At 65.7% G+C, this 25,750-nt stretch carries 25 protein-coding genes; 11 read left to right on the plus strand and 14 right to left on the minus strand.

The window, feature by feature from the left end; genetic code table 11:
* The first annotated feature begins 30 nt into the window (after positions 1-30).
* Positions 31-1,095, plus strand: coding sequence for a CDP-6-deoxy-delta-3,4-glucoseen reductase (locus AC1DJH_RS05335; RefSeq protein WP_472116239.1), 1,065 nt, complete (start codon positions 31-33; stop codon positions 1,093-1,095).
* Positions 1,096-1,124: 29 nt separating this feature from the next.
* Entirely contained in the window at positions 1,125-2,102 is a 978-nt protein-coding gene (locus AC1DJH_RS05340; protein ID WP_478184951.1) for a Bug family tripartite tricarboxylate transporter substrate binding protein, read from the plus strand.
* 106 nt (positions 2,103-2,208) lie between these two features.
* Here AC1DJH_RS05340 and AC1DJH_RS05345 read toward each other — a convergent pair whose 3' ends face one another.
* From AC1DJH_RS05345 to AC1DJH_RS05380, 8 genes are all read right to left on the minus strand, one after another.
* Entirely contained in the window at positions 2,209-2,970 is a 762-nt protein-coding gene (locus AC1DJH_RS05345) for an ABC transporter ATP-binding protein (protein ID WP_435440664.1), read from the minus strand.
* A gap of 16 nt (positions 2,971-2,986) precedes the next feature.
* Complete coding sequence (locus AC1DJH_RS05350) at positions 2,987-3,766, minus strand: ABC transporter ATP-binding protein (RefSeq protein ID WP_435440652.1); 780 nt, start codon at positions 3,764-3,766, stop codon at positions 2,987-2,989.
* Positions 3,767-3,786: 20 nt separating this feature from the next.
* Positions 3,787-4,995, minus strand: coding sequence for a branched-chain amino acid ABC transporter permease (locus AC1DJH_RS05355; protein ID WP_472116230.1), 1,209 nt, complete (start codon positions 4,993-4,995; stop codon positions 3,787-3,789).
* 10 nt (positions 4,996-5,005) lie between these two features.
* Complete coding sequence (locus AC1DJH_RS05360; protein ID WP_435440650.1) at positions 5,006-5,935, minus strand: branched-chain amino acid ABC transporter permease; 930 nt, start codon at positions 5,933-5,935, stop codon at positions 5,006-5,008.
* 241 nt (positions 5,936-6,176) lie between these two features.
* Positions 6,177-7,469: a replication-associated recombination protein A gene (locus tag AC1DJH_RS05365; protein ID WP_478184952.1), complete on the minus strand. Its 1,293-nt coding sequence runs from the start codon at positions 7,467-7,469 to the stop codon at positions 6,177-6,179.
* A 16-nt stretch (positions 7,470-7,485) separates the two neighbouring features.
* The gene (lolA, locus tag AC1DJH_RS05370) at positions 7,486-8,118 is read right to left on the minus strand and encodes an outer membrane lipoprotein periplasmic chaperone LolA (protein ID WP_435482933.1); all 633 of its coding nucleotides are present in this window, start codon (positions 8,116-8,118) and stop codon (positions 7,486-7,488) included.
* A gap of 181 nt (positions 8,119-8,299) precedes the next feature.
* The gene (locus AC1DJH_RS05375; RefSeq protein ID WP_478184953.1) at positions 8,300-10,735 is read right to left on the minus strand and encodes a DNA translocase FtsK; all 2,436 of its coding nucleotides are present in this window, start codon (positions 10,733-10,735) and stop codon (positions 8,300-8,302) included.
* A gap of 95 nt (positions 10,736-10,830) precedes the next feature.
* Entirely contained in the window at positions 10,831-11,505 is a 675-nt protein-coding gene (locus AC1DJH_RS05380) for a Crp/Fnr family transcriptional regulator (RefSeq protein ID WP_435440646.1), read from the minus strand.
* A gap of 180 nt (positions 11,506-11,685) precedes the next feature.
* Here AC1DJH_RS05380 and trxB point away from each other — a divergent pair, with 180 nt between their 5' ends.
* From trxB to rpmG, 3 genes are all read left to right on the plus strand, one after another.
* Complete coding sequence (gene trxB, locus AC1DJH_RS05385) at positions 11,686-12,645, plus strand: thioredoxin-disulfide reductase (protein WP_472116222.1); 960 nt, start codon at positions 11,686-11,688, stop codon at positions 12,643-12,645.
* Between the two features lie 181 nt (positions 12,646-12,826).
* A complete protein-coding gene (rpmB, locus tag AC1DJH_RS05390; protein WP_007830293.1) occupies positions 12,827-13,060 on the plus strand; it encodes a 50S ribosomal protein L28 in 234 nt (77 codons plus the stop codon).
* An 11-nt stretch (positions 13,061-13,071) separates the two neighbouring features.
* The gene (gene rpmG / locus AC1DJH_RS05395; protein ID WP_007830291.1) at positions 13,072-13,245 is read left to right on the plus strand and encodes a 50S ribosomal protein L33; all 174 of its coding nucleotides are present in this window, start codon (positions 13,072-13,074) and stop codon (positions 13,243-13,245) included.
* 171 nt (positions 13,246-13,416) lie between these two features.
* Here rpmG and AC1DJH_RS05400 read toward each other — a convergent pair whose 3' ends face one another.
* The 3 genes from AC1DJH_RS05400 to AC1DJH_RS05410 form a co-directional block, all read right to left on the minus strand.
* Complete coding sequence (locus AC1DJH_RS05400) at positions 13,417-14,631, minus strand: DesA family fatty acid desaturase (protein WP_435482930.1); 1,215 nt, start codon at positions 14,629-14,631, stop codon at positions 13,417-13,419.
* A 132-nt stretch (positions 14,632-14,763) separates the two neighbouring features.
* Positions 14,764-16,035 carry an RsmB/NOP family class I SAM-dependent RNA methyltransferase gene (locus AC1DJH_RS05405; protein WP_478184954.1) on the minus strand — a complete coding sequence of 424 codons (1,272 nt, stop codon included), beginning with the start codon at positions 16,033-16,035 and terminating at the stop codon, positions 14,764-14,766.
* A gap of 53 nt (positions 16,036-16,088) precedes the next feature.
* On the minus strand, positions 16,089-17,942 hold the full coding sequence (locus tag AC1DJH_RS05410; protein WP_478184955.1) for a M48 family metallopeptidase: 1,854 nt from the start codon (positions 17,940-17,942) through the stop codon (positions 16,089-16,091).
* Between the two features lie 48 nt (positions 17,943-17,990).
* On the opposite strand from AC1DJH_RS05410, the gene AC1DJH_RS05415 reads away from it, so the two are divergent.
* Positions 17,991-18,224, plus strand: coding sequence for a DUF1653 domain-containing protein (locus AC1DJH_RS05415; RefSeq protein WP_478184956.1), 234 nt, complete (start codon positions 17,991-17,993; stop codon positions 18,222-18,224).
* Between the two features lie 69 nt (positions 18,225-18,293).
* Here AC1DJH_RS05415 and AC1DJH_RS05420 read toward each other — a convergent pair whose 3' ends face one another.
* Positions 18,294-18,611: an I78 family peptidase inhibitor gene (locus AC1DJH_RS05420; protein WP_435493828.1), complete on the minus strand. Its 318-nt coding sequence runs from the start codon at positions 18,609-18,611 to the stop codon at positions 18,294-18,296.
* 36 nt (positions 18,612-18,647) lie between these two features.
* Complete coding sequence (gene purN, locus AC1DJH_RS05425) at positions 18,648-19,244, minus strand: phosphoribosylglycinamide formyltransferase (protein ID WP_478184957.1); 597 nt, start codon at positions 19,242-19,244, stop codon at positions 18,648-18,650.
* 133 nt (positions 19,245-19,377) lie between these two features.
* Between purN and AC1DJH_RS05430 the strand changes: the two genes are divergently transcribed.
* From AC1DJH_RS05430 to AC1DJH_RS05445, 4 genes are all read left to right on the plus strand, one after another.
* Positions 19,378-20,559 carry an acyl-CoA dehydrogenase family protein gene (locus tag AC1DJH_RS05430; protein WP_478184958.1) on the plus strand — a complete coding sequence of 394 codons (1,182 nt, stop codon included), beginning with the start codon at positions 19,378-19,380 and terminating at the stop codon, positions 20,557-20,559.
* Positions 20,560-20,571: 12 nt separating this feature from the next.
* Complete coding sequence (locus tag AC1DJH_RS05435) at positions 20,572-21,687, plus strand: acyl-CoA dehydrogenase family protein (RefSeq protein ID WP_478184959.1); 1,116 nt, start codon at positions 20,572-20,574, stop codon at positions 21,685-21,687.
* An 85-nt stretch (positions 21,688-21,772) separates the two neighbouring features.
* Positions 21,773-23,143, plus strand: coding sequence for an alpha/beta fold hydrolase (locus AC1DJH_RS05440; RefSeq protein WP_478184960.1), 1,371 nt, complete (start codon positions 21,773-21,775; stop codon positions 23,141-23,143).
* 9 nt (positions 23,144-23,152) lie between these two features.
* Positions 23,153-23,941 carry an enoyl-CoA hydratase gene (locus AC1DJH_RS05445; RefSeq protein WP_478184961.1) on the plus strand — a complete coding sequence of 263 codons (789 nt, stop codon included), beginning with the start codon at positions 23,153-23,155 and terminating at the stop codon, positions 23,939-23,941.
* Between the two features lie 6 nt (positions 23,942-23,947).
* Here AC1DJH_RS05445 and AC1DJH_RS05450 read toward each other — a convergent pair whose 3' ends face one another.
* On the minus strand, positions 23,948-24,508 hold the full coding sequence (locus tag AC1DJH_RS05450; protein WP_478184962.1) for an HNH endonuclease: 561 nt from the start codon (positions 24,506-24,508) through the stop codon (positions 23,948-23,950).
* 167 nt (positions 24,509-24,675) lie between these two features.
* Here AC1DJH_RS05450 and AC1DJH_RS05455 point away from each other — a divergent pair, with 167 nt between their 5' ends.
* Positions 24,676-25,713 (plus strand): bifunctional riboflavin kinase/FAD synthetase, encoded by a 1,038-nt coding sequence (locus AC1DJH_RS05455; protein ID WP_472116199.1) that lies wholly within the window; start codon positions 24,676-24,678, stop codon positions 25,711-25,713.
* The last annotated feature ends 37 nt before the right edge of the window (positions 25,714-25,750 follow it).

Here is a 25,750-nt window from a genome sequence, read left to right on the forward strand (position 1 = left end):
ACACAGGCTGAAACAAGCCGAAGAATACCGATGACTGCTACAGCGCCGCTCGACGCGGGTTTTTCGATCACTGTCGAACCCAGCGGGCGGCATTTTGTCGTTCAGGGGGACGAAACCATCCTCGCGGCCGGCATTCGGCAGGGCATCGGCCTGCCCTACGGCTGCAAGGACGGCGCCTGCGGCTCCTGCAAGTGCAAAAAGCTCTCGGGCGAAGTCACGCTCGGCCCGCATCAGAGCAAGGCCCTGAGCGCCGAGGAACAACTCGCCGGCTTCGTGCTGACCTGCTGCGCCCATGCCAAGAGCGACGTGGTGCTCGAATCGCGCCAGGTCACCGAGGCCGGGGCCATGCCGATCCGCAAGATGCCGGTGCGGGTGCAGGCGCTCACCCGCCTGTCGCACGACGTGATGATGATGCGCCTGCAACTGCCCGCCGGCGAGCCGCTGCAGTTCCACGCGGGCCAGTACGTGGAGTTCATCCTGCGCGACGGCGCGCGCCGCAGCTATTCGATGGCCAATGCGCCGCACACGCTGGGCGAGCCCGGCACGGGCATCGAATTGCACCTGCGGCACCTGCCGGGCGGCAAGTTCACCGATCATGTGTTCGGCACCATGAAGGAAAAGGAAATCCTGCGCATCGAGGGCCCGTTCGGCAGCTTCTTCCTGCGCGACGACTCCAGCAAGCCGATGGTCCTGCTGGCGTCCGGCACGGGCTTCGCGCCCATCAAGGCGCTGCTGGAGCACCTGAAGTTCAAGGCCAGCCAGCGGCCCGCCACGCTCTACTGGGGAGGCCGCCGGCCTGAAGACCTCTACATGGACGCCTGGGTGCACGAGCAGATGGCGCAGATGCCCCACCTGCGCTACGTGCCCGTCATCTCCAACGCCACGCCCGACGACAACTGGACCGGGCGCACCGGCTTCGTCCACCAGGCCGTGCTCGAAGACTTTGCAGACCTGTCGGGCCACCAGGTGTATGCCTGCGGTGCGCCCATCGTGGTCGACTCGGCCAAGCGCGACTACGTGGCGCTGGCCGGCCTGCCCGAAGAAGAGTTCTTCGCCGACGCGTTCACCACGGAGGCCGACAAGGCCGTTCCCTGAATTTCCCGAGACCACTACCGCTAGAACAAATGAAGACGAGACACTTCCTTCTCACGCTGCTCGCCAGCGCCACGGCCCTGATGGGCGCAGCGCCGGCGACGGCCCAGCAACAGCGCCCCATCCGCCTCGTGGTTCCGTACGCCGCGGGCGGCCCCATCGACAACACGGCGCGCATCCTGGCCGAACGCGTGAAGGACACGCTGGGCCCGGTCATCATCGACAACAAGCCCGGCGCAGGCGGCAACATCGGTGCCGACATCGTGGCCAAGGCGCCCGCCGACGGCCTCACGATCGGCATCGCGGCCACCGCCACCAACGCGGTGAACCCCTGGCTTTACAGCAAGATTCCGTTCAACGCCGCCACCGACTTCGCGCCCATCACGCAGATGGTCCGCGTGCCCAACGTGCTGGTGATGAACGCCGACACGGCCAGGCGCCTGAACATCAACACCGTGGCCGACCTGATCCGCTACGCCAAGGCCAACCCCGCCAAGCTCAACTACGGCAGCGGCGGGAACGGCAGCGCCGGGCACCTGGCAGGCGAGCTGTTCAAGAAGGAAGCGGGCATCTTCGCGCTGCACATTCCGTACAACGGCGGCAGCCCGGCGCAGCTGGCGCTGATTTCGGGCCAGGTCGACTTCAACTTCGACAACCTCGCCACCGCCGCGCCGAACATCCGCTCGGGCAAGCTCAAGGCGATTGCCGTGACGACGCTGCAGCGCAGCAGCTCGCTGCCAGACGTGCCGCCCATCGCGGACACGCTCAAGGGCTTCTCCATTGATACGTGGTGGGGCCTGGTGGCACCGGCCGGCACGCCGCACGACGTGGTCTTGAAGCTGAACCAGGCCTTCGTGGCGGCACTGAACGCACCGGAAACGAAGACCCGTTTCGCCGGCCTGCTGGCCGAGCCGGTGGCCAGCTCGCCGGAGCAGTTCGGTGCTTTCATGAAGAGCGAGCTCTCCAAGTACGAAGCGGTCGTCAAGGCGACCGGCGCGAAAGTGGACTGACCCCCGGGCTTCGCGCACTTCGTGCCGCTTTCCCCCCTTGCAAGGGGGCAATACCTGCGGTCCGGCAGAGCCGGTTCCGCGGTATTTCCGGAAGGGAATCCGGCGGCTATTCGCCCAGGTAGGCGGCCCGCACGCGCGGGTCGCTGAGCAGGGCCTTGGCTTCACCGTTCATGGTGATCAGGCCCGACTCCATAACATAACCGCGGTCGGCCAGCTGCAGCGCGCGGTTGGCGTTCTGCTCCACCAGCAGGATGGTCACGCCCTGCGAGGCCACGGTCTGCACCACCTCGAAGATCTTGTCGCACATGATGGGCGACAGGCCCATGGTCGGTTCGTCGAGCAGCAGTACCTTGGGGCGCGCCATCAGCGCGCGGCCCATCGCCAGCATCTGTTGCTCGCCGCCCGACATGGTGCCGGCCAGCTGGTCCTTGCGCTCGCGCAGGCGCGGGAAGGTGACGAAGACGCGCTCCATGTCGCTGGCGATCTCGGCCTTGTCCTTGCGGATGTAGGCGCCGATCTGCAGGTTCTCGGTGATGGTCATGCGCGTGAACACGCCGCGGCCTTCCGGCACCATCACGAGGCCCTCGCCCACCAGGTCCCAGGCGCCGCGACCCTTGATGCTGCGGCCCAAGAACTCGATGGTGCCGGCCCCGGGCGGCAGCGTGCCGGTGATGGCCTTCATGGTGGTGGTCTTGCCGGCGCCGTTGGAGCCGATCAGCGAGACCAGCTCGCCCTCGCGCACCTCGAAGTCCACGCCCTTCACGGCCTGGATGCCGCCGTAGCCCACTTTCAGGCCGCTGACCTTCAGCAGCGTCTTGCCTGCCGCCTTGGCCTGCGCCGCGTTCGACACGGTTTCTTGTTCGCTCATGGTTGCGGTGCTCATGTCAGTGGCCTCCGGTGCCGAGGTAAGCCTCGATCACCTTTTCGTTCTTCTGCACGTCGGCCGGCGTTCCTTCGGCAATCTGCTTGCCGTAGTCCAGCACGGTGACGCGGTCGCACAGGCCCATGATGAGCTTGACGTCGTGTTCGATGATCAGGATGGTGCGGTTGTCGCGCCGGATGCGGTCGATCAGCTCGCGCAGTGCCACCTTCTCGGTGGAATTCATGCCGGCGGCCGGCTCGTCCAGCGCGATGAGCTGCGGGTCGGTGGCCAGGGCGCGCGCAATTTCCAGGCGGCGCTGGTCGCCGTAGCTCAGCGTGCGGGCCTTGTAGTCGGCGAACTTGCCGATGCCCACGTAGTCGAGCAGCTCGTGCGCGCGGTCGGCAATGGCCTTCTCTTCGGTCTTGAAGCTGCGGGTGCGCAGCATCGCGCCGAACACGCCCGAATTCGTGCGAATGTGGCGCCCGACCATCACGTTTTCCAGCGCCGTCATTTCGGCGAAAAGGCGGATGTTCTGGAAGGTGCGCGCAATGCCGGCCTTGGCCACTTCATGCACGGCCGTCGGCTGGTAAGGCTTGCCCGCAAGCTCGAAGCTGCCGCTGTCGGGCGTGTACAGGCCGGTGATCACGTTGAAGAACGTGGTCTTGCCCGCGCCGTTGGGGCCGATCAGGCCGTAGACCTGGCCGCGCTTGATGGTGATGCCCACGTCCGAGAGGGCCTGCAAGCCGCCGAAGCGCTTGGAGATGCCGCGCACGTCGAGGATGGTGTCCGTAGTCGTCGTCATGTTGATGGGTCCTGCGGCGTTCACGGATTGATCGACATGGGGCGCGAGGCCGCGCCCGGCAATTCGTCGGCGGGCGAGTCGATGCCCGGCGCATGCGTCTGCAGCGACCCCGGCGCCACGGCCGCATGGGCCGGGTCCACAGGCACGCCGCCCTTCTTGGTCAGCGTCTTGCCGTGCTCCGGCGAAGGCCACAGGCCACGCGGGCGCACCAGCATGATGATGATCATGGCCAGCGCAATGAAGAGCTGGCGCAGGATCGACGCGTCGAGGCGTCCGCCCGTGATTGATTGCAGCGGGCCGGCCACGTAGCGCAGCACCTCGGGCAGCGCGGCCAGCAGCACCGCGCCCAGAATGACGCCGGGCAGGTGGCCGATGCCGCCGAGCACGACCATGGCGACGATCATCACCGACTCCATCAGGCTGAAGGATTCCGGAGACACGAAGCCCTGGAAGGCCGCGAACATGGCGCCCGACACACCGCCGAAACTGGCGCCCATGCCGAAGGCCAGCAGCTTCATGTTGCGGGTGTTGATGCCCATGGCCTTGGCGGCGATCTCGTCTTCGCGAATGGCCATCCAGGCGCGCCCGATGCGCGAGACCTGCAGGCGGTGCGAGATGATCACGGTGGCGATCACCAGCACCAGGAACAGGTAGTAGTACAGCGACACCGACGAGATCGTGAAGCCGTCGAACTTCCATGCCTTGCCCAGGTCCAGGCCCCAGAACTTGATGGAGTCGATGGCCGTGATGCCCTTCGGACCGTTGGTGATGTTCACCGGCTGGTCCAGGTTGTTCAGGAACACGCGGATGATTTCGCCGAAGCCCAGCGTCACGATGGCGAGGTAGTCGCCGCGCAGCTTGAGCGTGGGCGCACCCAACAGCACGCCGAGGCAGCCGGCCACCACCAGGGCCAGCGGGACCACGATCAGCAGCGAGGTGTGCAGGCCGTTCGGGAACATCTGCGCGAACCAGGGGAAGGTCTCGGTCAGGTGCGACGACCCCATCAACGCATAGAGATAGGCACCCACCGCGAAGAAGGCCACGTAGCCCAGGTCGAGCAGGCCGGCGTAGCCGACCACGATGTTCAGGCCCAGGGCCAGCAGCACGTAGAGCAGTGCGATGTCGGCGATGCGCACCCAGGCGTTGCCCTGCATCTGCAGCAGCAGGGGCAGTGCCAGCACGGCGATGATGCCGACGACGTAGAGAGCGAGGTTCTTGCTGTTCTTCATGGTTCGCTCCTTAGGCACGGTCCGCCACGCGCTCGCCGAGCAGGCCCGACGGCCGCAGGGTGAGCATGACGATCAGCACGATGAACGCGAAGATGTCGCTGTAGTTGCTGCCCAGCACACCGCCCGTCAGCGTCCCGATGTAGCCCGAGCCGATGGCCTCGATGAGGCCCAGCAGGATGCCGCCGACCACTGCGCCCGCGAGGTTGCCGATGCCGCCGAACACGGCCGCGGTGAAGGCCTTCAGGCCGGGCAGGAAGCCCATTGCATGTTGCGCGATGCCGTAGTTCGACGCGTACATCACGCCGGCGATGGCCGCGAGCACGGCGCCGATGATGAAGGTGGCCGAGATGACCATGTCGGGGCGGATGCCCATGAGGGCCGCCACGCGCGGGTTCTCCGCGGTGGCGCGCATGGCGCGCCCGAGCTTGGTGTAGTTGACCAGCCACATCAGCACCACGAGCGAGAACGCCGTGACGCTCAGGATCATGACCTGGGTGGGCGAGATGACGGCGCCGCCCAGGTGGATGGGGTCGGTGGGCAGCAGGTTCGGGTAAGCCTTGTTGGTCGGCTTCCAGATGATCATGGCCAGCGTCTGCAGCAGGATCGACATGCCGATGGCGGTGATGAGCGGCGCGAGCTTGGGGCTGTTGCGCAGCGGCCGGTAGGCCACCTTCTCGATCACGAAATTCAGGGTTGCCGCAACGATGCAGGCAATGACCAGGGAAATGAGGAGGATCAGCCACCCGGGCGTTCCGGGCATGGCGTCCTGCATGAGCCCGATGATGGTCCAGCTCGTCAGAGCCCCCACCATCAATACCTCTCCGTGTGCAAAGTTGATCAGATTGATGATGCCGTACACCATGGTGTAGCCCAAGGCTATCAAGGCATACATGCTGCCCAGTACCAGACCGTTGATGATCTGCTGCAGCAATATTTCCATAACGCGATTTCCTATGTGTTGCACCGACGCGGGGTGCCATTCACCCACCGAGGCACCGGTTTGGCGCCCTTGGCATGACAAGCAAAAAACCAGCCAGCATGTGTCGCTGGCGGATTTGTGGGCGGGATTGTAAGCACGCACCAGCGCTGAATTGGTGCGTGTTGACCGGGGTTTACCCGCTCACCTCATGCTGTATGCGCGTGAGGTCATGCACTCGCTGGGTGCATGTTGCAAGACGGTATCAATCGTTGGTTTCAGCGTTTCGGCGTCGCAGTTCGCGCAGCTTCTCGCCGATGCGAATTTCGAGTCCGCGATCCACCGGTTCGTAGAAGACCTGGCCTTCCAGGCCGTCCGGGAGGTAGCGCTCGCCAGCGGCAAAACCGCCCTCCTCGTCGTGCGCGTAGCGGTATCCCTTGCCGTAGTCGAGCTCCTTCATGAGCTTGGTGGGCGCGTTGCGCAGGTGCATGGGCACCGGGCGCGTGCTGTCCTTCTTGATGAGGGCGCGCACCGCGTTGTAGGCCTTGTAGACCGCGTTCGACTTGGGTGCGATGGCGAGGTAGACCACGCACTCGGCCAGCGCCAGTTCGCCTTCGGGGGTACCCAGGCGTTCGTAGACCTCGGCCGCGTCCAGCGCCAAGCGCAGCGCGCGCGGGTCGGCCAGGCCGATGTCCTCGCTGGCCATGCGCACCAGGCGGCGCGCCATGTAGCGCGGGTCGGCGCCGCCGTCGAGCATGCGCACGAACCAGTAGAGCGCGGCGTCGGGGTCGCTGCCGCGCACCGACTTGTGCAGCGCGCTGATGGTGTCGTAGAACTGTTCGCCGCCCTTGTCGTAGCGCCGCATGCGCTCGCCGAGCACGCGCAGCAACCACTCGTCGGTGATCTGCCCGAGCTTTTCGGCCTGCGCCGCGACAGCAAGCGTCTCGAGGGTGTTGAGCAACCGGCGCGCATCGCCGTCGGCATAGGCCACGAGGCGTTCGACCGCGGCGGCCTCGATGCCGGGCACGGCCTGGATGGCCTGCGCGCGCACCACGATCTGCTGGAGGTCTTGCTCGTTGAGCGACTGCAGCACGTACACCGCGGCACGCGAGAGCAGCGCGGAGTTGACTTCGAAGGACGGGTTCTCGGTGGTCGCGCCGATGAAGGTGAAAAGACCGGATTCCACATGCGGCAGGAACGCGTCCTGCTGGCTCTTGTTGAAGCGGTGCACCTCGTCCACGAAGACGATGGTGCGCCGCTGCTCGAGCCCGTCGCGCGCCGAGGTGGCGCGGTCGACCGCTTCGCGGATGTCCTTCACGCCACCCAGCACCGCGCTGATGCTGAGGAACTGGGCATCGAAGGCATCGGCCATGAGCCGCGCGATGGTGGTCTTGCCGGTGCCCGGCGGCCCCCAGAGGATGCAGGAATGCGGCTGGCCCGACTCGAAGGCGATGCGCAGCGACATGCCCGGGCCGAGCAGGTGCTGCTGGCCGATCACCTCGCCCAGCGTCTTGGGACGCAGGCGTTCGGCAAGGGGCTGGTGGGCGGAGGTGGCCAAACCGATGGAGATTGCGCTATTGCTTGACGACGTCGGCGCCGGCGGGCGCCTTGAAATCGAACACGCTCGCGGGCATCGACGGGTTCACTTCGACCTTGCTGAACTTGAGCACCGAGCGCTGGCCGAAGCTGTCGAGAATCTCGAGCGCCGCCAGCGCGTCGCCCTGGAAGCCGACCTGCACGCTCTGCAGCTGGCCGTCCTTGTTCTTCGGCGTGGCCTTGACCCATTGCAGGCCATCGCGCTCCGGCGCGGCTTCCAGCGTGAAATCGGCCTGCAAGGCGCGCAGGTCGGGCGCCGCGGCAATCAACGCCGCGGGCGTGGAGCCCAGCGCCTGGGCCTGCGTACGTTGCGTGACCTGGTTGAGGTCGGCGTCGTACAGCCAGAGCGTCTTGCCGTCGGCCACGATGCTCTGTGCAAAAGGCTTCTGGTAGTCGAACTTGAACTTGCCGGGACGCTGGAATTCGAAGGTGCCCGTGGAGGTCTTGGTGCGGCCCGGCTGGCCTTCGCGCGGCGGGGCGGTCACGGTCTGGGTGAAGTCGGCGCGGCCCGACTTGACGGTCTTCACGAAGGTTTCGAGGCTCTCGAGCCCGCCGGCCCATGCATTGGCGGAACACAGGAGGCCGATCAATAGCCAATGACGCAATTTCAATTTGGATTCCTCGCGATTGCTCGCAATAGCTGTGCTGTGGCACGGGGCTGTGCCACGGGCCTCGACCCTAGCTGCCGTCAATTGCGGCAGCTGTAGGTCTGGATGAAGATTTGCAATGCCGTACAGCGCTTTTGCAAATTGCCTTTCAGCACGTAACCTGATTTCGAAGGTTCGCGGCGAATTACTCCGACGCGCGTGCCGGCACCAGAATTTCGCGCTGGCCGCTGCCGCTCATGGAACTGACCAGACCGGCCTTTTCCATGTCTTCGACAAGGCGCGCCGCGCGGTTGTAGCCGATCTTCAGGTGGCGCTGCACCAGCGAGATGCTGGCCTTGCGATTCTTGAGCACGACCTCGACCGCCTGGTCGTACATCGGGTCTTTTTCGGCATCGCCGCCACCCAGCAGGTCGCCGTCACCGTCGCCGTCGACCGTGCCGCCCTCGAGCACGCCTTCGATGTAGTCGGGTTCGCCCTGGCTCTTCAAGTAGGCGACCACGCGGTGCACTTCCTCGTCGCTGACAAAGGCGCCATGCACGCGGATCGGCAGACCCGTGCCGCTGGGCATGTAGAGCATGTCACCCATGCCGAGCAGCGCTTCGGCGCCCATCTGGTCGAGGATGGTCCGGCTGTCGATCTTGCTCGACACCTGGAACGCGATGCGGGTCGGGATGTTGGCCTTGATCAGGCCGGTGATCACGTCGACGCTGGGACGCTGCGTGGCCAGGATCAGGTGGATGCCAGCGGCACGTGCCTTTTGCGCAAGGCGTGCAATGAGCTCTTCGATCTTCTTGCCGACCACCATCATCAGGTCGGCCAGTTCGTCGATGACCACCACGATGTGCGGCTCGCGCTTGAGGGGCTCCGGATCGTCGGGCGTGAGGCTGAACGGGTTGTAGATGAACTCTTCGCGCGCCTTGGCTTCGTCGATCTTGGTGTTGTAGCCCGCCAGGTTGCGTACGCCGAGCTTGCTCATGAGCTTGTAGCGGCGCTCCATTTCGGCCACGCACCAGTTCAGGCCGTGCGCGGCCTGGCGCATGTCGGTGACCACGGGCGCCAGCAGGTGCGGAATGCCTTCGTAGACCGACATTTCAAGCATCTTGGGGTCGATCATGAGCAGGCGAACGTCGCGTGCCTCGGCCTTGTAGAGCAGCGACAGGATCATGGCGTTGATGCCGACCGACTTGCCGGAGCCGGTGGTACCGGCCACCAGCACGTGCGGCATCTTCGCGAGGTCGGCCACCACCGGGTTGCCGATGATGTCCTTGCCGAGCCCCATGGTGAGCATCGACTTGCCTTCGTTGTAGATCTGCGAGCCCAGGATTTCACTGAGCTTGATCGACTGGCGCTTGGCGTTCGGCAATTCGAGCGCCATGTAGTTCTTGCCCGGAATCGTCTCGACCACGCGGATCGACACCAGCGAGAGCGAGCGCGCGAGGTCCTTGGCCAGGCCAAGGATCTGCGAGCCTTTGACGCCGGTGGCGGGCTCGATTTCGTAGCGCGTGATGACAGGGCCGGGCGACGCAAGCACCACGCGCACCTCGACGCCGAAGTCCTTGAGCTTCTTCTCGATCATGCGCGAGGTCATCTCGAGCGTGTCGGAAGACACCGTTTCCTGGCGCACCAGCGCCGCATCGAGCAGGTCGACCTGAGGCAGCTTGCTGTCGGGCAGTTCCTTGAAAAGCGGCTTCTGGCGCTCCTTGACGACGCGATCGCTCTTGGGCACTTCGGCCAACGCGGGCTCGATCTGCACCGGCGGGGAAGCGGCGCGGCGCTTGGGCCGCGGCTCGATGAGAATTTCTTCGTCGTCGTCAGCGAAACCGCCCGGCGCCGGCGCCATGGAGGGCTCGGCCTTGCCGAGCGAATCGCCGCGCATGAAGGCCGGCTCGTCAGCCTCGGCGCGCTCGCGGGCGGCCTGCTTGCCCATGGCGATGTCGGCCGCCATTTCGCGTTTCTCGCGGCGCGACTCGAAGAGCGAATACGCACGCGCGCCGATGCGCTCGGCGATCAGGCTCCATGAGAAGCGGAACACCAGCGCCGAACCGATCACGCCGCCCGCGATGGCAATCAGCGCCGAACCTGTGAAGCCCATCCAGCGAACGCTGGCCGGGCCCACGAGGTAGCCCAGCGCGCCGCCGCCGGAACCCGGCAGATGGGCTTCGAGACGATACAGTCGCGACCATTCGAGTACCGTGCTCGCGCACAGCAGCAGCACGAGGCCGAACCAGAACGCCAGGCGGCTGCGATTGAAACGGCCGCGCGGGGGCTGCTCGGCCGCCGGCGCAGACTCACCGCCGCGCAGCCATCCTGCGAGCGAAGAGAGCCAGGCACGCAGCCCGGCGGCAAGGCACCACCAGACGGAATAACCCGCAAGGAAATAGCTGCCGTCGGCCAGCCAGGCGCCGATGCGCCCGCCCCAGTTCTTGATTTCGCCCCCGGTGCCCGATGTCGACCAGGCCGCGTCGGAAGGCGTGAAGCTCAGCATGGCGAGCAGCCAGAACAACAGCGCTGCGAATCCTGCAATCAGCGTGATCTCGTGGGCGAAGCGCATGGCGCGCACGCGCACGGGTTGGCCCTGGGCGGCAGAAGAAGATTGAAGCGTATTGAGCGAATAGGTCATGAAAAACACGGCGTCCGGCCCGGAAAAACGGAGGCGGACGCACGAACACTACAACAAAAGGCCAGGGCCGCCAGTGATGGGCCGACCCCGCAGGCTCAAGCCAGGGACAGGAGCCGTTCCTTGACGATCATCGAGCCGTCTTCCTGGGTCTGCACGAAACCGCGCTCTTCGAGGTCCTTCATGACGCGGCTCACCATCTCGCGCGAAGCGCCCACCATCTTGGCCAGGTCCTGGCGGGAAATCTTGTCACGCACCTTCAGGTTGCCCGCGCCGTCCTCGATGGCGAACTCGAGCAGCGAACGCGCCACGCGACCATACACGTCCATCAGCGCCAGCGATTCGATCTTGCGGTCGGCGTGGCGCAGGCGCTGCACCAGGCCGCGCATGATGTTGTATGCCATGGAGGAGTTCTCGGGCAGGCAACGCGCGAAGGCGTCGCGTCCCAGCATGAGCACGTCGCACTGGATTTCGGTGCGCACGGTGGCCGAATGCGGCTCGTCGTCGATCAGGCTCATCTCGCCCAGGTAGTCGCCGGGATGCAGCGTGGCCAGGATGACTTCGCGCCCGCGGCTGTCGGCGCTGGTGACGCGCGCGCGCCCCGTCAGGATGATGTAGAGCGCGTCGGACTTCTTGCCTTGCTCCACGACGACCTCGGAGCGCTTGAATCGCTTCTTGATGATCGCGTCCGCGATGCTTGCGGACTGCGTGGCCGTCAGGGACGCGAACAAGGGAACGCGCCGAAGCAATTCGAGGTTGGACAGCATCGACATTAATCAATCCCTGAGACAGCGCACGGAGCAGTCCAGAAGACCCGCCAATGGATTACTACAATCGCGCGCATTGAAAACACCGTTTACCCGGTGTTGAACCGGGCAGTGATACTCCATACATATCGCTACCACCCTGAAAATGTACACGCTGACGAAGCGTTCATCCTAGGTTTTCCACTCATGTCCGCACCCCAACACGCCCAGGTTTTGATTCTCGGCTCCGGCCCCGCCGGCTACACCGCCGCCGTCTACGCAGCGCGCGCAAACCTGAAGCCATTGCTCATCACCGGCATCGCTCAAGGCGGCCAGCTGATGACCACCACCGAGGTCGACAACTGGCCCGCCGACGTGCACGGCGTGCAGGGCCCGGACCTGATGCAGCGCTTCCTGGAGCACGCCGAACGCTTCAACACGCAGATCGTGTTCGACCACATCAACAAGGTCGACCTGAGCAAGCGCCCCTTCACCCTGACCGGCGACAGCGCCACCTACACCTGCGACTCGCTCATCATTGCAACGGGCGCCTCGGCCAAGTACCTGGGCCTGGCTTCCGAAGAAAAGTTCATGGGCCGCGGCGTCTCTGCATGCGCCACCTGCGACGGCTTCTTCTACCGTGAACAGGAAGTCTGCGTGATCGGAGGCGGCAATACGGCCGTCGAGGAGGCGCTTTATCTCTCCAACATCGCAAACAAGGTCACGCTGGTGCACCGCCGGGACAAGTTCCGCGCCGAGCCGATCCTGATCGACAAGGTGATGGAGAAAGTGGCCGAGGGCAAGATCGTCCTGAAGCTGCACAGTGAACTCGACCAGGTGCTGGGCGACGATTCGGGCGTGACGGGTATCCGCCTCAAGAGCACGAAGACCGGCGCCACCGAACAGATCGACCTCAAGGGTTGCTTCATTGCCATCGGCCACCACCCCAACACCGACATCTTCCAGGGCCAGCTGGACATGAAGGACAACTACATCCTGACCCGCTCCGGCCTGCAAGGCTTTGCCACGATGACCAGCATTCCCGGCGTCTTTGCCGCAGGCGACGTGCAGGACAACGTGTACCGCCAGGCGATCACCAGCGCAGGCACCGGCTGCATGGCGGCCTTGGACGCGCAGCGCTTCCTGGAACAGGACGGCACGCTTTAAACCAGGCGGCGGGGGAAAGGGCTATAATCCGAGGCTTTGCCGAAATAGGACCACCCTTCAACAAGGACAGGTTACGGCAAAGCCGGGGTACCGCCACCCGTTTCTGGCGAGGTCAAGCTGCAAAACACCCTGCGACTTTTCGGTTGCGAGCGGTGCCAGCTGTTCAAGAAAGAGTGTCCTCATGGCACGCGTATGCGACGTAACGGGCAAAGGCCCGATGGTCGGAAACAATGTTTCCCACGCCAACAACAAAACCAAGCGCCGGTTCCTGCCGAACCTGCAATACCGCCGTTTCTGGGTCGAAACTGAAAACCGCTGGGTTCGCCTGCGCGTTTCGAGCGCTGCCCTGCGCCTGATCGACAAGAACGGTATCGACGCCGTGCTCGCAGACCTGCGCGCACGCGGCCAAGCTTAAGGAGCTGAATCATGGCAACGAGCAAAGGCGGACGCGAAAAGATCAAGCTGGAATCCACTGCGGGTACCGGCCACTTCTACACGACCAGCAAGAACAAGAAGACGATGCCTGAAAAGATGTCGATCATGAAGTTCGACCCGAAGGCGCGCAAGCACGTCGAATACAAGGAAATCAAGCTGAAGTAATTCAGTTTCCGTTTTCCAAAACAAAAAACCCGCTGCTTACCCAGCGGGTTTTTTGTTGCCTGCACTTTTTTCGCCTCACTGCACTTCTCGCAAAAGCAGGGCCGGCGCGCGAAACTGACAGACGTAAAAAAGCCGGCCCTCAGGCCGGCTTCTTGATTGGCTTGGCTCGCGTCAGGCGCGTGCGGCACGCAGGCGGGTCGAGAAGTCGCGCAGACCGGCAATGCCGCTGGCTTCCGCACGATGGCACCATGCCGCCAGATCGGCCGCAAGTTGCTCACGAGACTGCGAGGTGTTCAGCCAGAGCTGGCGCAACTCTTCGCGCATCGTGACCATCTTGTCGAGCACCGGATGAGCAGCGCGGGCCTGCACAACGTGCGTGCGGGCCGACGCTGGCACCTTGTCGTCGTCACGGTGCAACCAGCGCTTGGCGGCCTTGAGCACCGACAGGTCGGCACCCTTGGTCTTCAGCGCATCCAGCTCCAGGCTGGTGGCGCGGCGCATTTCACGCGCATAGCCGGCCATGACTTCGTAGCGGTTGGCAATGACGGCTTCGAGGGTCTTCTCGTTGGCCACGGGCTGGATGTCGCCCATCTGCATCTTCGGCGGCACCTTCTTGACCTTAGCCCAGCCGAGTTTCTGGAACACCTGGATGTAGACCCAGCCGATGTCGAACTCGTACTTCTTGACCGAGAACTTGGCCGAGGTCGGGTAGGTGTGATGGTTGTTGTGCAACTCTTCGCCACCGATGATCAGGCCCCAAGGCATGATGTTGCGGCTGGCGTCCTGCGCCTCGAAGTTGCGGTAGCCCCAATAATGGCCGATGCCGTTGATGATGCCGGCGGCGGTGATGGGGATCCACAGCATCTGCACCGCCCACACGGCCATGCCGAGCGTGCCGAACAGTGCCAGGTTGATGACCAGCATCAGGCCGACGCCTTGCCAGCTGTAGCGCGTGTACAGATTGCGCTCGATCCAGTCATCGGGCGTGCCGTGACCATAGCGCTCCATCGTTTCCTTGTTCTTCGATTCGGCGCGATAGAGTTCTGCGCCGCGCCAGAGCACTTCGTCGATGCCCTTGACCTGCGGGCTGTGCGGATCGTCGACGGTTTCGCACTTGGCGTGGTGCTTGCGGTGAATGGCAACCCACTCCTTGGTCACCATGCCGGTGCCGAGCCACAGCCAGAAGCGGAAGAAATGCGACGGAATCGGGCCGAGGTCCATCGCCCGGTGCGTTTGCGTCCGGTGAAGGAAGATCGTGACCGCGGCAATCGTGATGTGCGTGGTGACGAGCGTGTACAGCACGACTTGCCACCATGCGAGGTCCCACAGGCCGTGTCCGAGCCATTGAATGGCCGCGTCGAGAACGGCGGAGTCAGGAAGCAACATTGAGTCAGGTACTCCATGGCCGCACGAAGGTGCAGCCTTAAGGTAACCTGCGATTTTAAAGGGGTGGACCCGAAACGGGCCCTTTAAACCTTCAAGAAAACCGCAGATTTACCCTCGTTTGGAGTGCTGTCCCTATTTGCGGTTCCACACGGCAGCAAAGAAACCGTCGGTGGAATGACGGTGGGGCCACAGGCGCAGGTAGCGCAGCCCCCCCTCCCCGCCGGCGCACAGTGCTTCAAAACCCTCGACTTTCAGGCCTTGCAGCAGTTCTGCCGCGTCCACCGGCACGAAATCGGGGTTGGCAGCACCGAAAGCCTCGGCAATGGCCTCGTTTTCCTCCGGCAGCACGCTGCACGTGGCGTAAACCAGACGGCCACCCGATTTCACGAGCCGCGCCGCGCTTTGCAGGATGGCGGCCTGCTTGACCGTCAGTTCCTCGACAGATTTGACCGACTGGCGCCATTTCAGGTCCGGGTTGCGCCGCAACGTGCCCAGCCCGGAGCACGGCGCATCGACCAGCACGCGGTCGATCTTGCCCGCCAGGCGCTTGACGCGGTCGTCGCGTTCATGGGCGATGGCGGCCGGATGCACGTTCGACAGCTTGCTGCGCGCCAACCGCGGCTTGAGCGCGTCCAGCCGGTGCGCCGACGTGTCGAACGCGTACAGGCGCCCGGTGTTGCGCATCGTCGCGCCGATGGCCAGCGTCTTGCCGCCCGCGCCGGCGCAGAAGTCGACCACCATTTCACCGCGCTTGGCGTCCAGCAGCAGCGCGAGCAGTTGCGAGCCCTCGTCCTGCACCTCGACCGCGCCGCGGGCAAATGCATCCAGCTTGGTCAGCGCCGGCTTGCCTTCGATGCGCAAGCCCCAGGGCGAGAACGGCGTTACTTCAGATTTGATAGCAGCCTTCGCAAGCTCCGCCTTCACTTCCGCGCGTTTGTCGGTCAACGCATTGACGCGCAGGTCGAGCGGGGCGGGTTGCTGCAGGCTCTCGACCAGCGGCCAGAAGCCGTCGCCCAGTTGCGCCTTCAGCGGCGCGACCAGCCACTCGGGCAGGTTGTGGCGATGGCGTTCGAGCAGGTCGTCGGGCTTGACGGCGTCGCAGTTGTCGAGCCAGCGCTTCTCGGTGTCGTTGAGCGCGCTCTTCAGGAAGTCGCGCGGGCCATAGAAGCCGAGGATCGCCATGCGGCGCTCCTTCGAGCCGCTGCCCGAGGGCGAGAGGTGGTCGAACAACAGCTTCTTGCGAAGCACGGTGTAGACGGTTTCGGCGAGCGTCGCGCGCTCGCGCGGGCCGAACTCGCGGTGGTCGCGGAAAAAGCGCGAAACGACCTGGTCGGCCGGGTGATCGAATTTCAGGACAAGGCCGACCAGATCGGCGGTGGCCTCCAACAGGGCTTTGGGGTGCATCCCCCCATTGTCTCAGCCAGCCGACCCCTTCGGTCCGGCGCCGCATTCAAGGGTTATGCGGTGCGTGCCCAGACCTCGCCAAACGCCTGCTGTTCGATGTCTTCCACCGAGGGCGAATGGCCCGCCCACAGCACCAGCGTGGCGCCCGGCAGGGTCAGCGTCTGCTCCAACTGGCGGCACATCTGCCAGCGGTCCTCGTCGTCGAGCCCCGGCAGGTCGACGAACACGATGTAGGCACGGCGCCATGGAAACTCGCGCAGATTCTTGCGCACAAGCCAGGCCCGCGAGGCGGGCAGGCAGCGCACGAGGTCGGCGCGAAGTTCTCCCAGCTCGTAGTCGCTGAGGTCGTGCCGCGAGATCTGGCTGAAGAACGGCGTGCCCGTGATTTCCTCCCAGGCGCGCGCCTCGGCCTCCTCCGCCTCCTTGAGACGGCCGCGCCACAGCTTGAGCGCCTCTTCCTCGTGCGGTCCCGCATCGGGGTCTTCCAACGTGCCCACCGCACTCCTGGCGGCCCACCAGCGGCTGGCCGCGCCGGAGCCGTGCAGCCGCTCGAGCACGGCGAGCCGCGACGCACGGTCGCTCGCGGGCAGCATCTGGGCCAGGCCGCGCAGTGCGCCCGGATGCTCCGGAGCGATGCGCAGGGCGCTTTCGTAGCGCACACGAACAGGCGCCGCCGGGTCGAGCCGCCGCTCCGAATCGGCCCACTCGACCATCTCGTCGGGCGTGTTGTGCTCGCCGCGCGCAGCCAGCACCGAGATGCGTTCACGAATGCGCAAGCGGTGCGCATGGTGCTGCTTCCAGTCGGCCGCGTGCGCGCGGCGCCACTGGTTGTCGAAGTACTCGATCCACTTCTTGCGGTCCGCGAGCAATTCGAGCGCCGAGCGCTGGGACCATTCGGGGAGGGCCGCCTTCTGGTGGAGTGCCTCCAGCCGGTCACGCAGCACCGGGTGGGTGTCGTCCAGGTCGCTGACGCGGCGCATCGCCTCGCGCAGCGCCTGGCGCGCAAAGTCGTCGTCGGGGGGCGTACGCACGCGCTTGCGCAGTGCCGCGAACGGGCCTGGCGGCTGCGGATCGTGCTCGGCGCGCGACCAGTGCCAGGGCCAGAATTCGTTGGCATACCAGCTGCCCCTGATCGCGATCTCGGTCAGCGCGGCGGCCGCCACCGAGGTGCCCAGCAGACGACCCGAGATGCGGTCGGCCTCGTACTCGTCCTGCCGGGCCAGTGCGAAGGTCTTGGCCGCGAAGCGCGGGAAATACCAGCGAAAGAAAGCCTGCGAGAACAGCGCCATCACGCCTTCGTTGCGCTGCAGGTTGGCGTCGAGCTTGAGCCAGGACAGCCGCGTGCGGTAGATCCACGCGCTCAGCTTGCCATGGTTGCCGCGCAGGTGGCCGTACTCGTGCGCCAGCACCGACAGCAGGCGACGACGGTCGAGCATCATCAAGAGCGGCAGGCCGATGCTCAGAGAATTGATCGCGCCGCCGAAGAGGCCGAAGCGCGGCACCTGGCGGATGCTGGCGTTGAATTCGTCGTCCAGGTAGACGTGGTGGACCAGCGGGCCCTTGATCTTGCTTCGGATGCGGTCCAGCGCCTCGAACAGCGCGGGCGCGTCGTCGCGCTGGAGTTCCACGCCCTCGGGCTCGTCGAAGCGCACCCAGAGCGCGCGCAGCGTGGCCCAGAGCAGCCCGCCCGCAAACAGCAGCACCCAGCCGCGAGTGAAGCTGAAGCGCTCGTCGCGAATCGACACAAGCACCCAGACAATGAGCCCCACCGCAAGTCCGAGGCAGCCCAGCACCCAAACATAACCGAGCGCGGCAAAGGCCGCCACGCTGCGTCGATAGCGCGCACTGTCGTCCGCACTGGCATGCTCGCTCAGTCGAACCAGATGAACAAAATCCGCGCGATCCATCCGACTCCCGTCACATCAATCCCAGACAGTTCCTGAAAGAAGCCCCCGTTGAACGACGAAGACCTCCCGCCCCTGATCGAAACACCGCCCGGCCGCTACCGTCACTACAAGGGCGGCGAATACGAGGTGATCGGCACCGTGCGCCACAGCGAAACGCTGGAGCCGATGACGCTGTACCGTGCCTTGTACGGCGCCCGCGGACTCTGGGTCCGGCCGGCCGCCATGTTCGGCGAGACCGTCGACATCGACGGCACACCGCGGCAAAGATTCACCAAAATCTAGTCATTCAAGCCGAAAACGCTTGTCCATCTTGAATTGTTTGCTACTTTTTCAATAGCAAACAAATTCACCTCAACCGCAGCGGACGTCGGTCACGCGGTTGCGCGCATCCACATCGAGATTGAGCCGTCCGCCATTCAGTTCGGTCGTGGCTGCGTCACCTGGCTTCAGCACACGCACCGTGCCGGCCGCTGCGCGCACGCGGGCGGCGGCTTCGAGCTGGGGCGTCAGGGGCTGGCCCACGGCAAAACGTGCACCGTCGGCGCTGCACTGGAAGACCGGCTCCGGCGGCGGTACGGGTGCAGCCGCTGCGGGCGCGGGCGCGGGCGCCGCACAGCCGGCCAGCAGGGCGGCGGCGAAGGCGGCCAACAGCAACGATTGGGTTTTCACGTCAACACTCCCGAAAACCCGCGAATATAAACAACTTTAAGGTTTGTGACTCAATGTATCTGCAAGCCATCCCGCGATGGCACGCGGATACAACAGATGCTCCTGCGCGAGCACCCGGCCGGCCAGTGTGGCGGCAGTGTCGTCGGGCAGCACGGGCACCACGGCCTGCGCCAGGATCGGTCCGTGGTCGAGCTCTGTGGTCACCTGGTGCACCGTGACCCCGGCCACCTTGCAGCCCGCCTCGATGGCACGCTGGTGCGTGTGCAGCCCCGGGAAAGCCGGCAGCAGCGAGGGGTGGATGTTCACCAGCCGCCCCGCATAACGCCCGACGAAGCCCGGCGTCAGGATGCGCATGAATCCGGCCAGGACCACCAGCGCGGGCGCGTGGGCGTCGACCGCCTGCGCCAGTGCTTCGTCGAAAGCCTCGCGGGTGGCGAACGCCTTGTGCGGAACCACGGCCGCGGCGATGCCGTGCGAGGCGGCAATCGCCAGCCCGCCGGCCTCGGCCTTGTTGCTCACCACCGCGGCAATGCGCGCGCCGAAGCGCTCGGCCCAGCGCTCGCGCTCTGCGGCGCGCACGATGGCCGCCATGTTGGAGCCGCCGCCGGAGATCAGGATCACGATGTTCTTCATGGGAGGCGGGATTATCCGTGCCTGTCTCCCTTGTCGCGGCGCGGACACCGCATAGCAGCACGACCGTGCTAAAACTCCGGGCTCCGGAGACACACCGCGTCTGCGGCGAAACGATCAACACAGCGAGGCACGCATGGATTTGAGCTTCACACCCGAAGAACAGAAGTTCCGCGAAGAAGTTCGCGCCTGGGTCAAGGACAACCTCCCCAAGGAGATTTCGCACAAGGTGCACAACGCGCTCGAACTGACGCGCGACGATCTGCAAGGCTGGGCCAGGATCCTCGGCAAGAAGGGTTGGCTGGGTTACGGCTGGCCCACCGAATTCGGCGGCCCGGGATGGACCGCCATCCAGCGCCACCTGTTCGAGGAAGAAACCGCACTGGCCGGCGCGCCGCGCATCATCCCCTTCGGCCCCGTGATGGTCGCACCGGTGATCATGGCCTTCGGCAACGCCGAGCAGCAAAAGCGCTTCCTTCCCGGCATCGCCAGCGGCGAAGTGTGGTGGAGCCAGGGCTACAGCGAACCGGGCTCGGGCTCCGACCTGGCCTCGGTCAAGACCAAGGCCGAGCGCAAGGGCGACAAATACATCGTCAACGGCCAGAAGACCTGGACCACCCTGGGCCAGTACGGCGACTGGATGTTCAACCTCGTGCGCACCAGCAACGAAGGCAAGCCGCAGACCGGCATCAGCTTCCTGCTGCTCGACATGAAGTCGCCCGGCGTCACCGTTCGCCCCATCAAGCTGCTCGACGGCGGCCATGAAGTGAACGAGGTGTTCTTCGACAACGTCGAAGTGCCGGCCGACAACCTGATCGGCGAAGAGAACAAGGGCTGGACCTACGCCAAGCACCTGCTCTCGCACGAGCGCACCAACATCGCCGACGTGAACCGCGCCAAGCGCGAGCTCGAACGCCTCAAGCGCATCGCCAAGAGCGAGGGCGTGTACGAAGACGCGCGCTTCCGCGACGAGATCGCCAAGCTCGAGGTCGACATCGTCGCGCTCGAGATGATGGTGCTGCGCGTGCTGTCGGCCGCCACCTCGGGCAAGAACTCGCTCGACGTGGCCGGCCTGCTCAAGATCCGCGGCAGCGAGATCCAGCAGCGCTACAGCGAACTGATGATGCTGGCCGGCGGCCCTTATTCGCTGCCGCTGATCCGCGAAGCGATGGAAGCCGGCTGGCAGGGCAACTTCCCCGGCGGCAACCCGGCGCTCGCACCGCTGGCATCGACCTTCTTCAACATGCGCAAGACCACCATCTACGGCGGTTCGAACGAAGTGCAACGCAACATCGTCGCGCAGACGGTCCTGGGCTGAGGAGACACGAACATGGATTTCAATTTCACCGACGACCAGGAACAGCTGCGCGACGCCGTTCGCAAGTGGGTCGACAAGGGCTATGACTTCGAGCGCCGCCGCGGCATCGAGGCCAAGGGCGGCTTCTCGCGCGAGGCCTGGGACGAACTGGCCGAGCTGGGCCTGGGCGGCCTGTACATCAGCGAGGACGACGGCGGCCTGGGCATGGGCCCGGTGGCCGGCATGGTCGTGATGGAAGAACTGGGCCGCGGCATCGTGCTGGAGCCCTTCGCGCAGACGCTGATCGCCGGCGCGGTGCTCAGCGGATATGCCGACGGCAGCATCAAGGAAAGCTGGCTGCCGCGCATCGCCGGCGGCCAGGCCATCGTGGTTCTGGCGTACCAGGAACGCAAGGCGCGCTACCGCCTCGACGTGTGCGACGCCACGGCCGTGAAGTCGGGCAGCGGCTATTCGCTGACCGGCGCCAAGAGCGTGGTGCCGGTGGGCGACGAGGCCGACGCGTTCATCGTGCCTGCCAAGGTCGACGGCAAGATCGCCCTCTTCCTGGTCGAGCGCAGCGCCAGCGGCGTCGAGGCCCGCGGCTACGGCACGCAGGACGGCAGCCGCGCGGCCGAGGTGGTGTTCGACAAGGCCGACGCCACCCTGGTCACGGCCGACGGCCTGGCCGCGCTCGAACACGCGGTCGACGTCGGCATTGCCGCCCTCTGCGCAGAAGCGGTCGGCGTGATGGACAAGACCGTTGCGCTGACCATCGACTACATGAACCAGCGCAAGCAGTTCGGCGTGGTCATCTCCAGCTTCCAGGCGCTGCGCCATCGCGTGGCCGACATGAAGATGCAGCTGGAGCTCGCGCGCTCCATGAGCTACTACGCCACGCTCAAGCTCAACGCCCCGGCCGACGAGCGCCGCCAGGCGCTGGCACGCGCTAAGTACCAGCTGGGCACCTCGATGCGCTACGTCGCCGCGAACTCGGTGCAGCTGCACGGCGGCATCGGGGTGACCGACGAATACATCGGCAGCCACTACTTCCGCAAGCTCACGCAGATGGAAATGACCTTCGGCGACACCCTGCACCACCTGGGCGAAGTGTCGGCACGCATGCAGGACACGGCCGGCGTCTTCGCCTGACGGTCTTTTTCTCATAGCATCCAACGCCCGCCCGCCTTGCGCCGGCGGGCGTTTTCACTTGAAAACTCGCCCTCAGGAACGAAACATGCAGTCCCGTCGCACCCTCCTTGCCATGGCCGTCGTCACGACCTCCGCAATCGCCGCCGCCACCATGCTCACCGCCTGCGCCACCTCCCCGTCGCCGTCGTACACCGAACGCCCGCCCGTCGTCTTCGTGCACGGCAACGGCGATTCGGCTGCGCTCTGGCAGACGACGATCTGGCGCTTCGAGTCGAACGGCTGGCCGGGCGACCGGCTCTTCGCGTTCGACCAGCCCAACCCGCTGGCGCGCGACGACGATGCCGTGGCCCAGGCCGGGCGCAGTTCGACGGCCGATTCGGCCGTGTTCCTCAAGGCCCAGGTCGACCAGGTGCTCAAGGCCACGGGTGCCAGCAAGGTGGTGCTGGTCGGCAATTCGCGCGGCGGCAACACCATTCGCAACTACGTGCAGAACGGCGGCGGCGCGGCCGTGGTGAGCCACGTGGTGCTGGGCGGCAACCCGGCGCACGGCATCTGGGCCGTGAAGGGTTTCCGCGAGAACAACGAGTTCTCCGGGCTCTCGGGCTTCATGCAGCAGCTCAATGCGCCGAAGGGGCCGAACGGCGAAGAGGTCACGCCGGGCGTGAAATGGATGACCCTGCGCTCCGACAACAACGACAAGTACGCCCAGCCCGACGGCGTGTGGATCGGCGCGCCGGGCAAGCCGACGAACATCGGCTTCGACGGGCCGGCGCTCAAGGGCGCGACCAACGTCGTGCTGCCGCGCGTGGACCACCGCGAGACCTCGTTCTCGCCCGCCGCGTTCGCCGCGACGTGGCAGTTCCTGACGGGCCAGGCACCGCGCAGCACCGACATCGCCTTGCAGCCGAACATCGTGCTCGACGGCCGCGCGATCGGCGCCGAGAACCTGGCGCTGAACGGCGCGCAAGTGACCGTCCATGCGGTCGACCCGGCCACCGGCGTGCGGCGCGGCGAAGCCGTCCACACCCAGTCCGTGGGCGCCGACGGCCGCTGGGGGCCTTTCAAGGCACGCAGCGACACGAGCTACGAATTCGTCCTGGCAGCACCTGGCTACGGCGCCACGCACATCTACCGCAGCCCGTTTCCGCGCAGCGGCAACTTCGTGCACCTGCGGCCCGAACGCGTCACGCCGGCAGACAACGGCGCGAGCTCGGTCGTGGTGTTCACCCGTCCGCGCGGCTACTTCGACGCCCAGCGCGACATCCTGCGCTTCGACGGCAAGAGCCCGCCGGCCGGCGTGCCGCCCAAGGGGGCTGGCGTGTCGACCTCCCGGCTGCGCCTGGAAGGCGGCGGTGCGCCGCGCGCGGTGACCGGCGAGTTCAACGGCGAGCGCATCACGGGCCTCACATGGCCGGCCGCGAGCGAACACACGACCGTGCTCGAACTCACCTACTGAGGCATCGCCATGAACGACACGGGCGCTCCCTTCGTGCTGCAGTCACGCGACGACCGCGGGGTGGTCACGCTCACGCTGAACCGGCCGTTGTCGTTCAATGCCCTGTCGGAAGGCATGCTGGGCGCGCTGGAAACGGCCCTCGGCGAGGTGGCGGCCGACGAGAGCGTTCGCGCCGTCGTCATTGCAGCCGCGGGCAAGGCCTTCTGCGCGGGCCACGACCTGAAGGAGATGCGTGCCGAACCGTCCCTCAGCTACTACCAGCGGCTGTTCGAGCGGTGCGGCGCGATGATGCTGTCGATCCAGAAGCTTCCGGTGCCGGTGATCGCCCGGGTGCACGGCATCGCGACGGCGGCGGGCTGCCAGCTGGTGGCGGTGTGCGACCTGGCGGTGGCATCGAGCGATGCGCGGTTCGCGGTCAGCGGCGTGAACGTGGGCCTGTTCTGCGCCACGCCCAGCGTCACGCTGTCGCGCAACCTGGGGCGCAAGGAGGCCTTCGAGATGCTGGTGACAGGCGAGTTCATCGGTGCGCAGGAAGCGCGTGACAAGGGGCTGGTCAACCGAGTGGCGCCGCCTGCGGAACTCGATGCGGCCGTCGAATCGCTGGTGGCCAGCATCGTCGCCAAGCCACGCCGGGCGCTGGCTCTGGGCAAGGCCCTGTTCTACCGCCAGCTCGAAACCGGCATCGAGGCCGCACTGGCCGACGCCAGCCAGACCATGGCCTGCAACATGATGGACGAGACCGCGCTCGAAGGCGTGCAGGCCTTCATCGAGAAGCGCCCACCGGCCTGGAAACGCTGAAGCCAGCTAGCTGTCGTGCAGCCGCGAGCTTTGCGGCAGGTGCGCCATCAGGAATTCCATCTGGTCCGCCAGGATGCGGCGGTTGCGCAGGATGAAGTCTTCCCAGAGGCTGGGCACGTAGGGCGCGTACAGCAGCGGCATGTTCGCCTGCTCGGGCGTGCGGCTGCTCTTGCGGTGGTTGCAAGGCCTGCAGGCCGTGACCACGTTCATCCAGGTGTCGATGCCCTTCTGGGCAAAGGGAATGATGTGCTCGCGGGTGAGTTCGTCTTCGTGGAAGTGGCCGCCGCAGTAGGCGCAGACGTTGCGGTCGCGCGAGAACAGCTTGCTGTTGGTCAGCCCGGGCCGCTGGGTGAAAGGATTGATGCGCGGCACGCCCTTGGTGCCGATGATGCTGTTGATCGCGATCTGCGACTGCTCGCCCGTGACCGCGTTGTGGCCGCCACGAAACACCGCCACCTGCGCGCCCACTTCCCAGCGAACTTCGTCCGCCGCGTAGTGAATCACCGCCTGTTCAAGCGATATCCATGACTGGGGCAGCCCTTGGGCCGACAGCTTCAAGACCTTCACCAACGTCTCCTCAAAAAAGGGAAGAACCACGGAAAGACCAGGGACACGGAGCGCATTGCAGACCCACGCCGGACAACGCACTGCGTCACAATATACCGGCTTTGTGACAAATCGGCCTGATTCGCCCAATTGGCGGGCGAAAGGCGCTATCAAAAAGATACTCACCGATGCAGGTTTTTCGCGGCTTCCGGCACCCGGGCGTGGCCCCTGCCTGCGCTCTCACCATTGGCAATTTCGACGGCGTGCACCGTGGCCACCAGGCCATGCTCGCGCTGCTGCAGACCGAGGCCCGCCAGCGCGGGCTGCCGAGCTGCGTGCTCACGTTCGAGCCGCATCCGCGCGACTATTTCGCGGCCATCACCAAGAAACCCGACCTGGCGCCGGCGCGCATCGGCACGCTGCGCGACAAGCTCAGCGAACTGGCGGCCTGCGGGGTGGCGCAGACCATCGTGCTGCCGTTCGACGGCCGGCTGGCCACCCAGTCGCCGGAGGAATTCATCCAGAACGTGCTGCTCGACGGCCTGGGCGCGCGCTACGTGCTGGTGGGTGACGACTTCCGCTTCGGCGCCAGGCGCGCAGGCGACTACGCCATGCTCGATGCGGCCGGCGGCGCGCAAGGCTTCGACGTCGCGCGCATGAACAGCTACGAGGTCCATGGCCTGCGCGTGTCCAGTTCGGCAGTGCGCGAGGCCCTGGCCGAAGGCCGCATGGCCGACGCCCACACCCTGCTCGGGCGGCCGTACACCATCTCGGGCCACGTGGTCCATGGCCGCAAGCTCGGCCGCGCGCTGGGCGCCTCGTCGCCTGGCCAGGACGACGGATTTCGCACCCTCAACCTGCGATTCAAGCACTGGAAACCAGCGGCCAGCGGCATCTTCGCGGTGCTGGTGCACGGCCTGGCCGAGCAGCCCCTGCCGGGCGTGGCCAACCTGGGCGTGCGCCCTTCGCTGGACGCCAACGACGTCAACGGCGGGCGGGTGCTGCTCGAAACCCATTGCCTGGAGTGGCCCTCCCATCTCGGGAGCGAAGGGGCCTACGGTAAAATCGTCCGCGTGGAACTGCTGCACAAACTGCACGACGAATTGCGCTACACCAGCCTCGAGGCCCTCACTGCGGGCATCGCGAAGGATGGGCGCGACGCACGTGCGTTCTTTGCATCGACCCACGCAGAAACCCACCGCCAGACCACGCGCGATCGAATTTAGCCCTGCACGCACCGTGCTGCCGCCCTTCGACAAGCTC

It is taken from the genome of Variovorax sp. 10N412, assembly GCF_056394985.1.

Coding starts and splice junctions, on each gene's coding strand:
- AC1DJH_RS05335 (WP_472116239.1), top strand. CDS start 31: ATGACTGCTACAGCGCCGCTCGACGCGGGTTTTTCGATCACTGTCGAA.
- AC1DJH_RS05340 (WP_478184951.1), top strand. CDS start 1,125: ATGAAGACGAGACACTTCCTTCTCACGCTGCTCGCCAGCGCCACGGCC.
- AC1DJH_RS05345 (WP_435440664.1), bottom strand. CDS start 2,970: ATGAGCGAACAAGAAACCGTGTCGAACGCGGCGCAGGCCAAGGCGGCA.
- AC1DJH_RS05350 (WP_435440652.1), bottom strand. CDS start 3,766: ATGACGACGACTACGGACACCATCCTCGACGTGCGCGGCATCTCCAAG.
- AC1DJH_RS05355 (WP_472116230.1), bottom strand. CDS start 4,995: ATGAAGAACAGCAAGAACCTCGCTCTCTACGTCGTCGGCATCATCGCC.
- AC1DJH_RS05360 (WP_435440650.1), bottom strand. CDS start 5,935: ATGGAAATATTGCTGCAGCAGATCATCAACGGTCTGGTACTGGGCAGC.
- AC1DJH_RS05375 (WP_478184953.1), bottom strand. CDS start 10,735: ATGACCTATTCGCTCAATACGCTTCAATCTTCTTCTGCCGCCCAGGGC.
- AC1DJH_RS05380 (WP_435440646.1), bottom strand. CDS start 11,505: ATGTCGATGCTGTCCAACCTCGAATTGCTTCGGCGCGTTCCCTTGTTC.
- trxB (WP_472116222.1), top strand. CDS start 11,686: ATGTCCGCACCCCAACACGCCCAGGTTTTGATTCTCGGCTCCGGCCCC.
- rpmB (WP_007830293.1), top strand. CDS start 12,827: ATGGCACGCGTATGCGACGTAACGGGCAAAGGCCCGATGGTCGGAAAC.
- rpmG (WP_007830291.1), top strand. CDS start 13,072: ATGGCAACGAGCAAAGGCGGACGCGAAAAGATCAAGCTGGAATCCACT.
- AC1DJH_RS05400 (WP_435482930.1), bottom strand. CDS start 14,631: ATGTTGCTTCCTGACTCCGCCGTTCTCGACGCGGCCATTCAATGGCTC.
- AC1DJH_RS05405 (WP_478184954.1), bottom strand. CDS start 16,035: ATGCACCCCAAAGCCCTGTTGGAGGCCACCGCCGATCTGGTCGGCCTT.
- AC1DJH_RS05410 (WP_478184955.1), bottom strand. CDS start 17,942: ATGGATCGCGCGGATTTTGTTCATCTGGTTCGACTGAGCGAGCATGCC.
- purN (WP_478184957.1), bottom strand. CDS start 19,244: ATGAAGAACATCGTGATCCTGATCTCCGGCGGCGGCTCCAACATGGCG.
- AC1DJH_RS05430 (WP_478184958.1), top strand. CDS start 19,378: ATGGATTTGAGCTTCACACCCGAAGAACAGAAGTTCCGCGAAGAAGTT.
- AC1DJH_RS05435 (WP_478184959.1), top strand. CDS start 20,572: ATGGATTTCAATTTCACCGACGACCAGGAACAGCTGCGCGACGCCGTT.
- AC1DJH_RS05440 (WP_478184960.1), top strand. CDS start 21,773: ATGCAGTCCCGTCGCACCCTCCTTGCCATGGCCGTCGTCACGACCTCC.
- AC1DJH_RS05445 (WP_478184961.1), top strand. CDS start 23,153: ATGAACGACACGGGCGCTCCCTTCGTGCTGCAGTCACGCGACGACCGC.
- AC1DJH_RS05455 (WP_472116199.1), top strand. CDS start 24,676: ATGCAGGTTTTTCGCGGCTTCCGGCACCCGGGCGTGGCCCCTGCCTGC.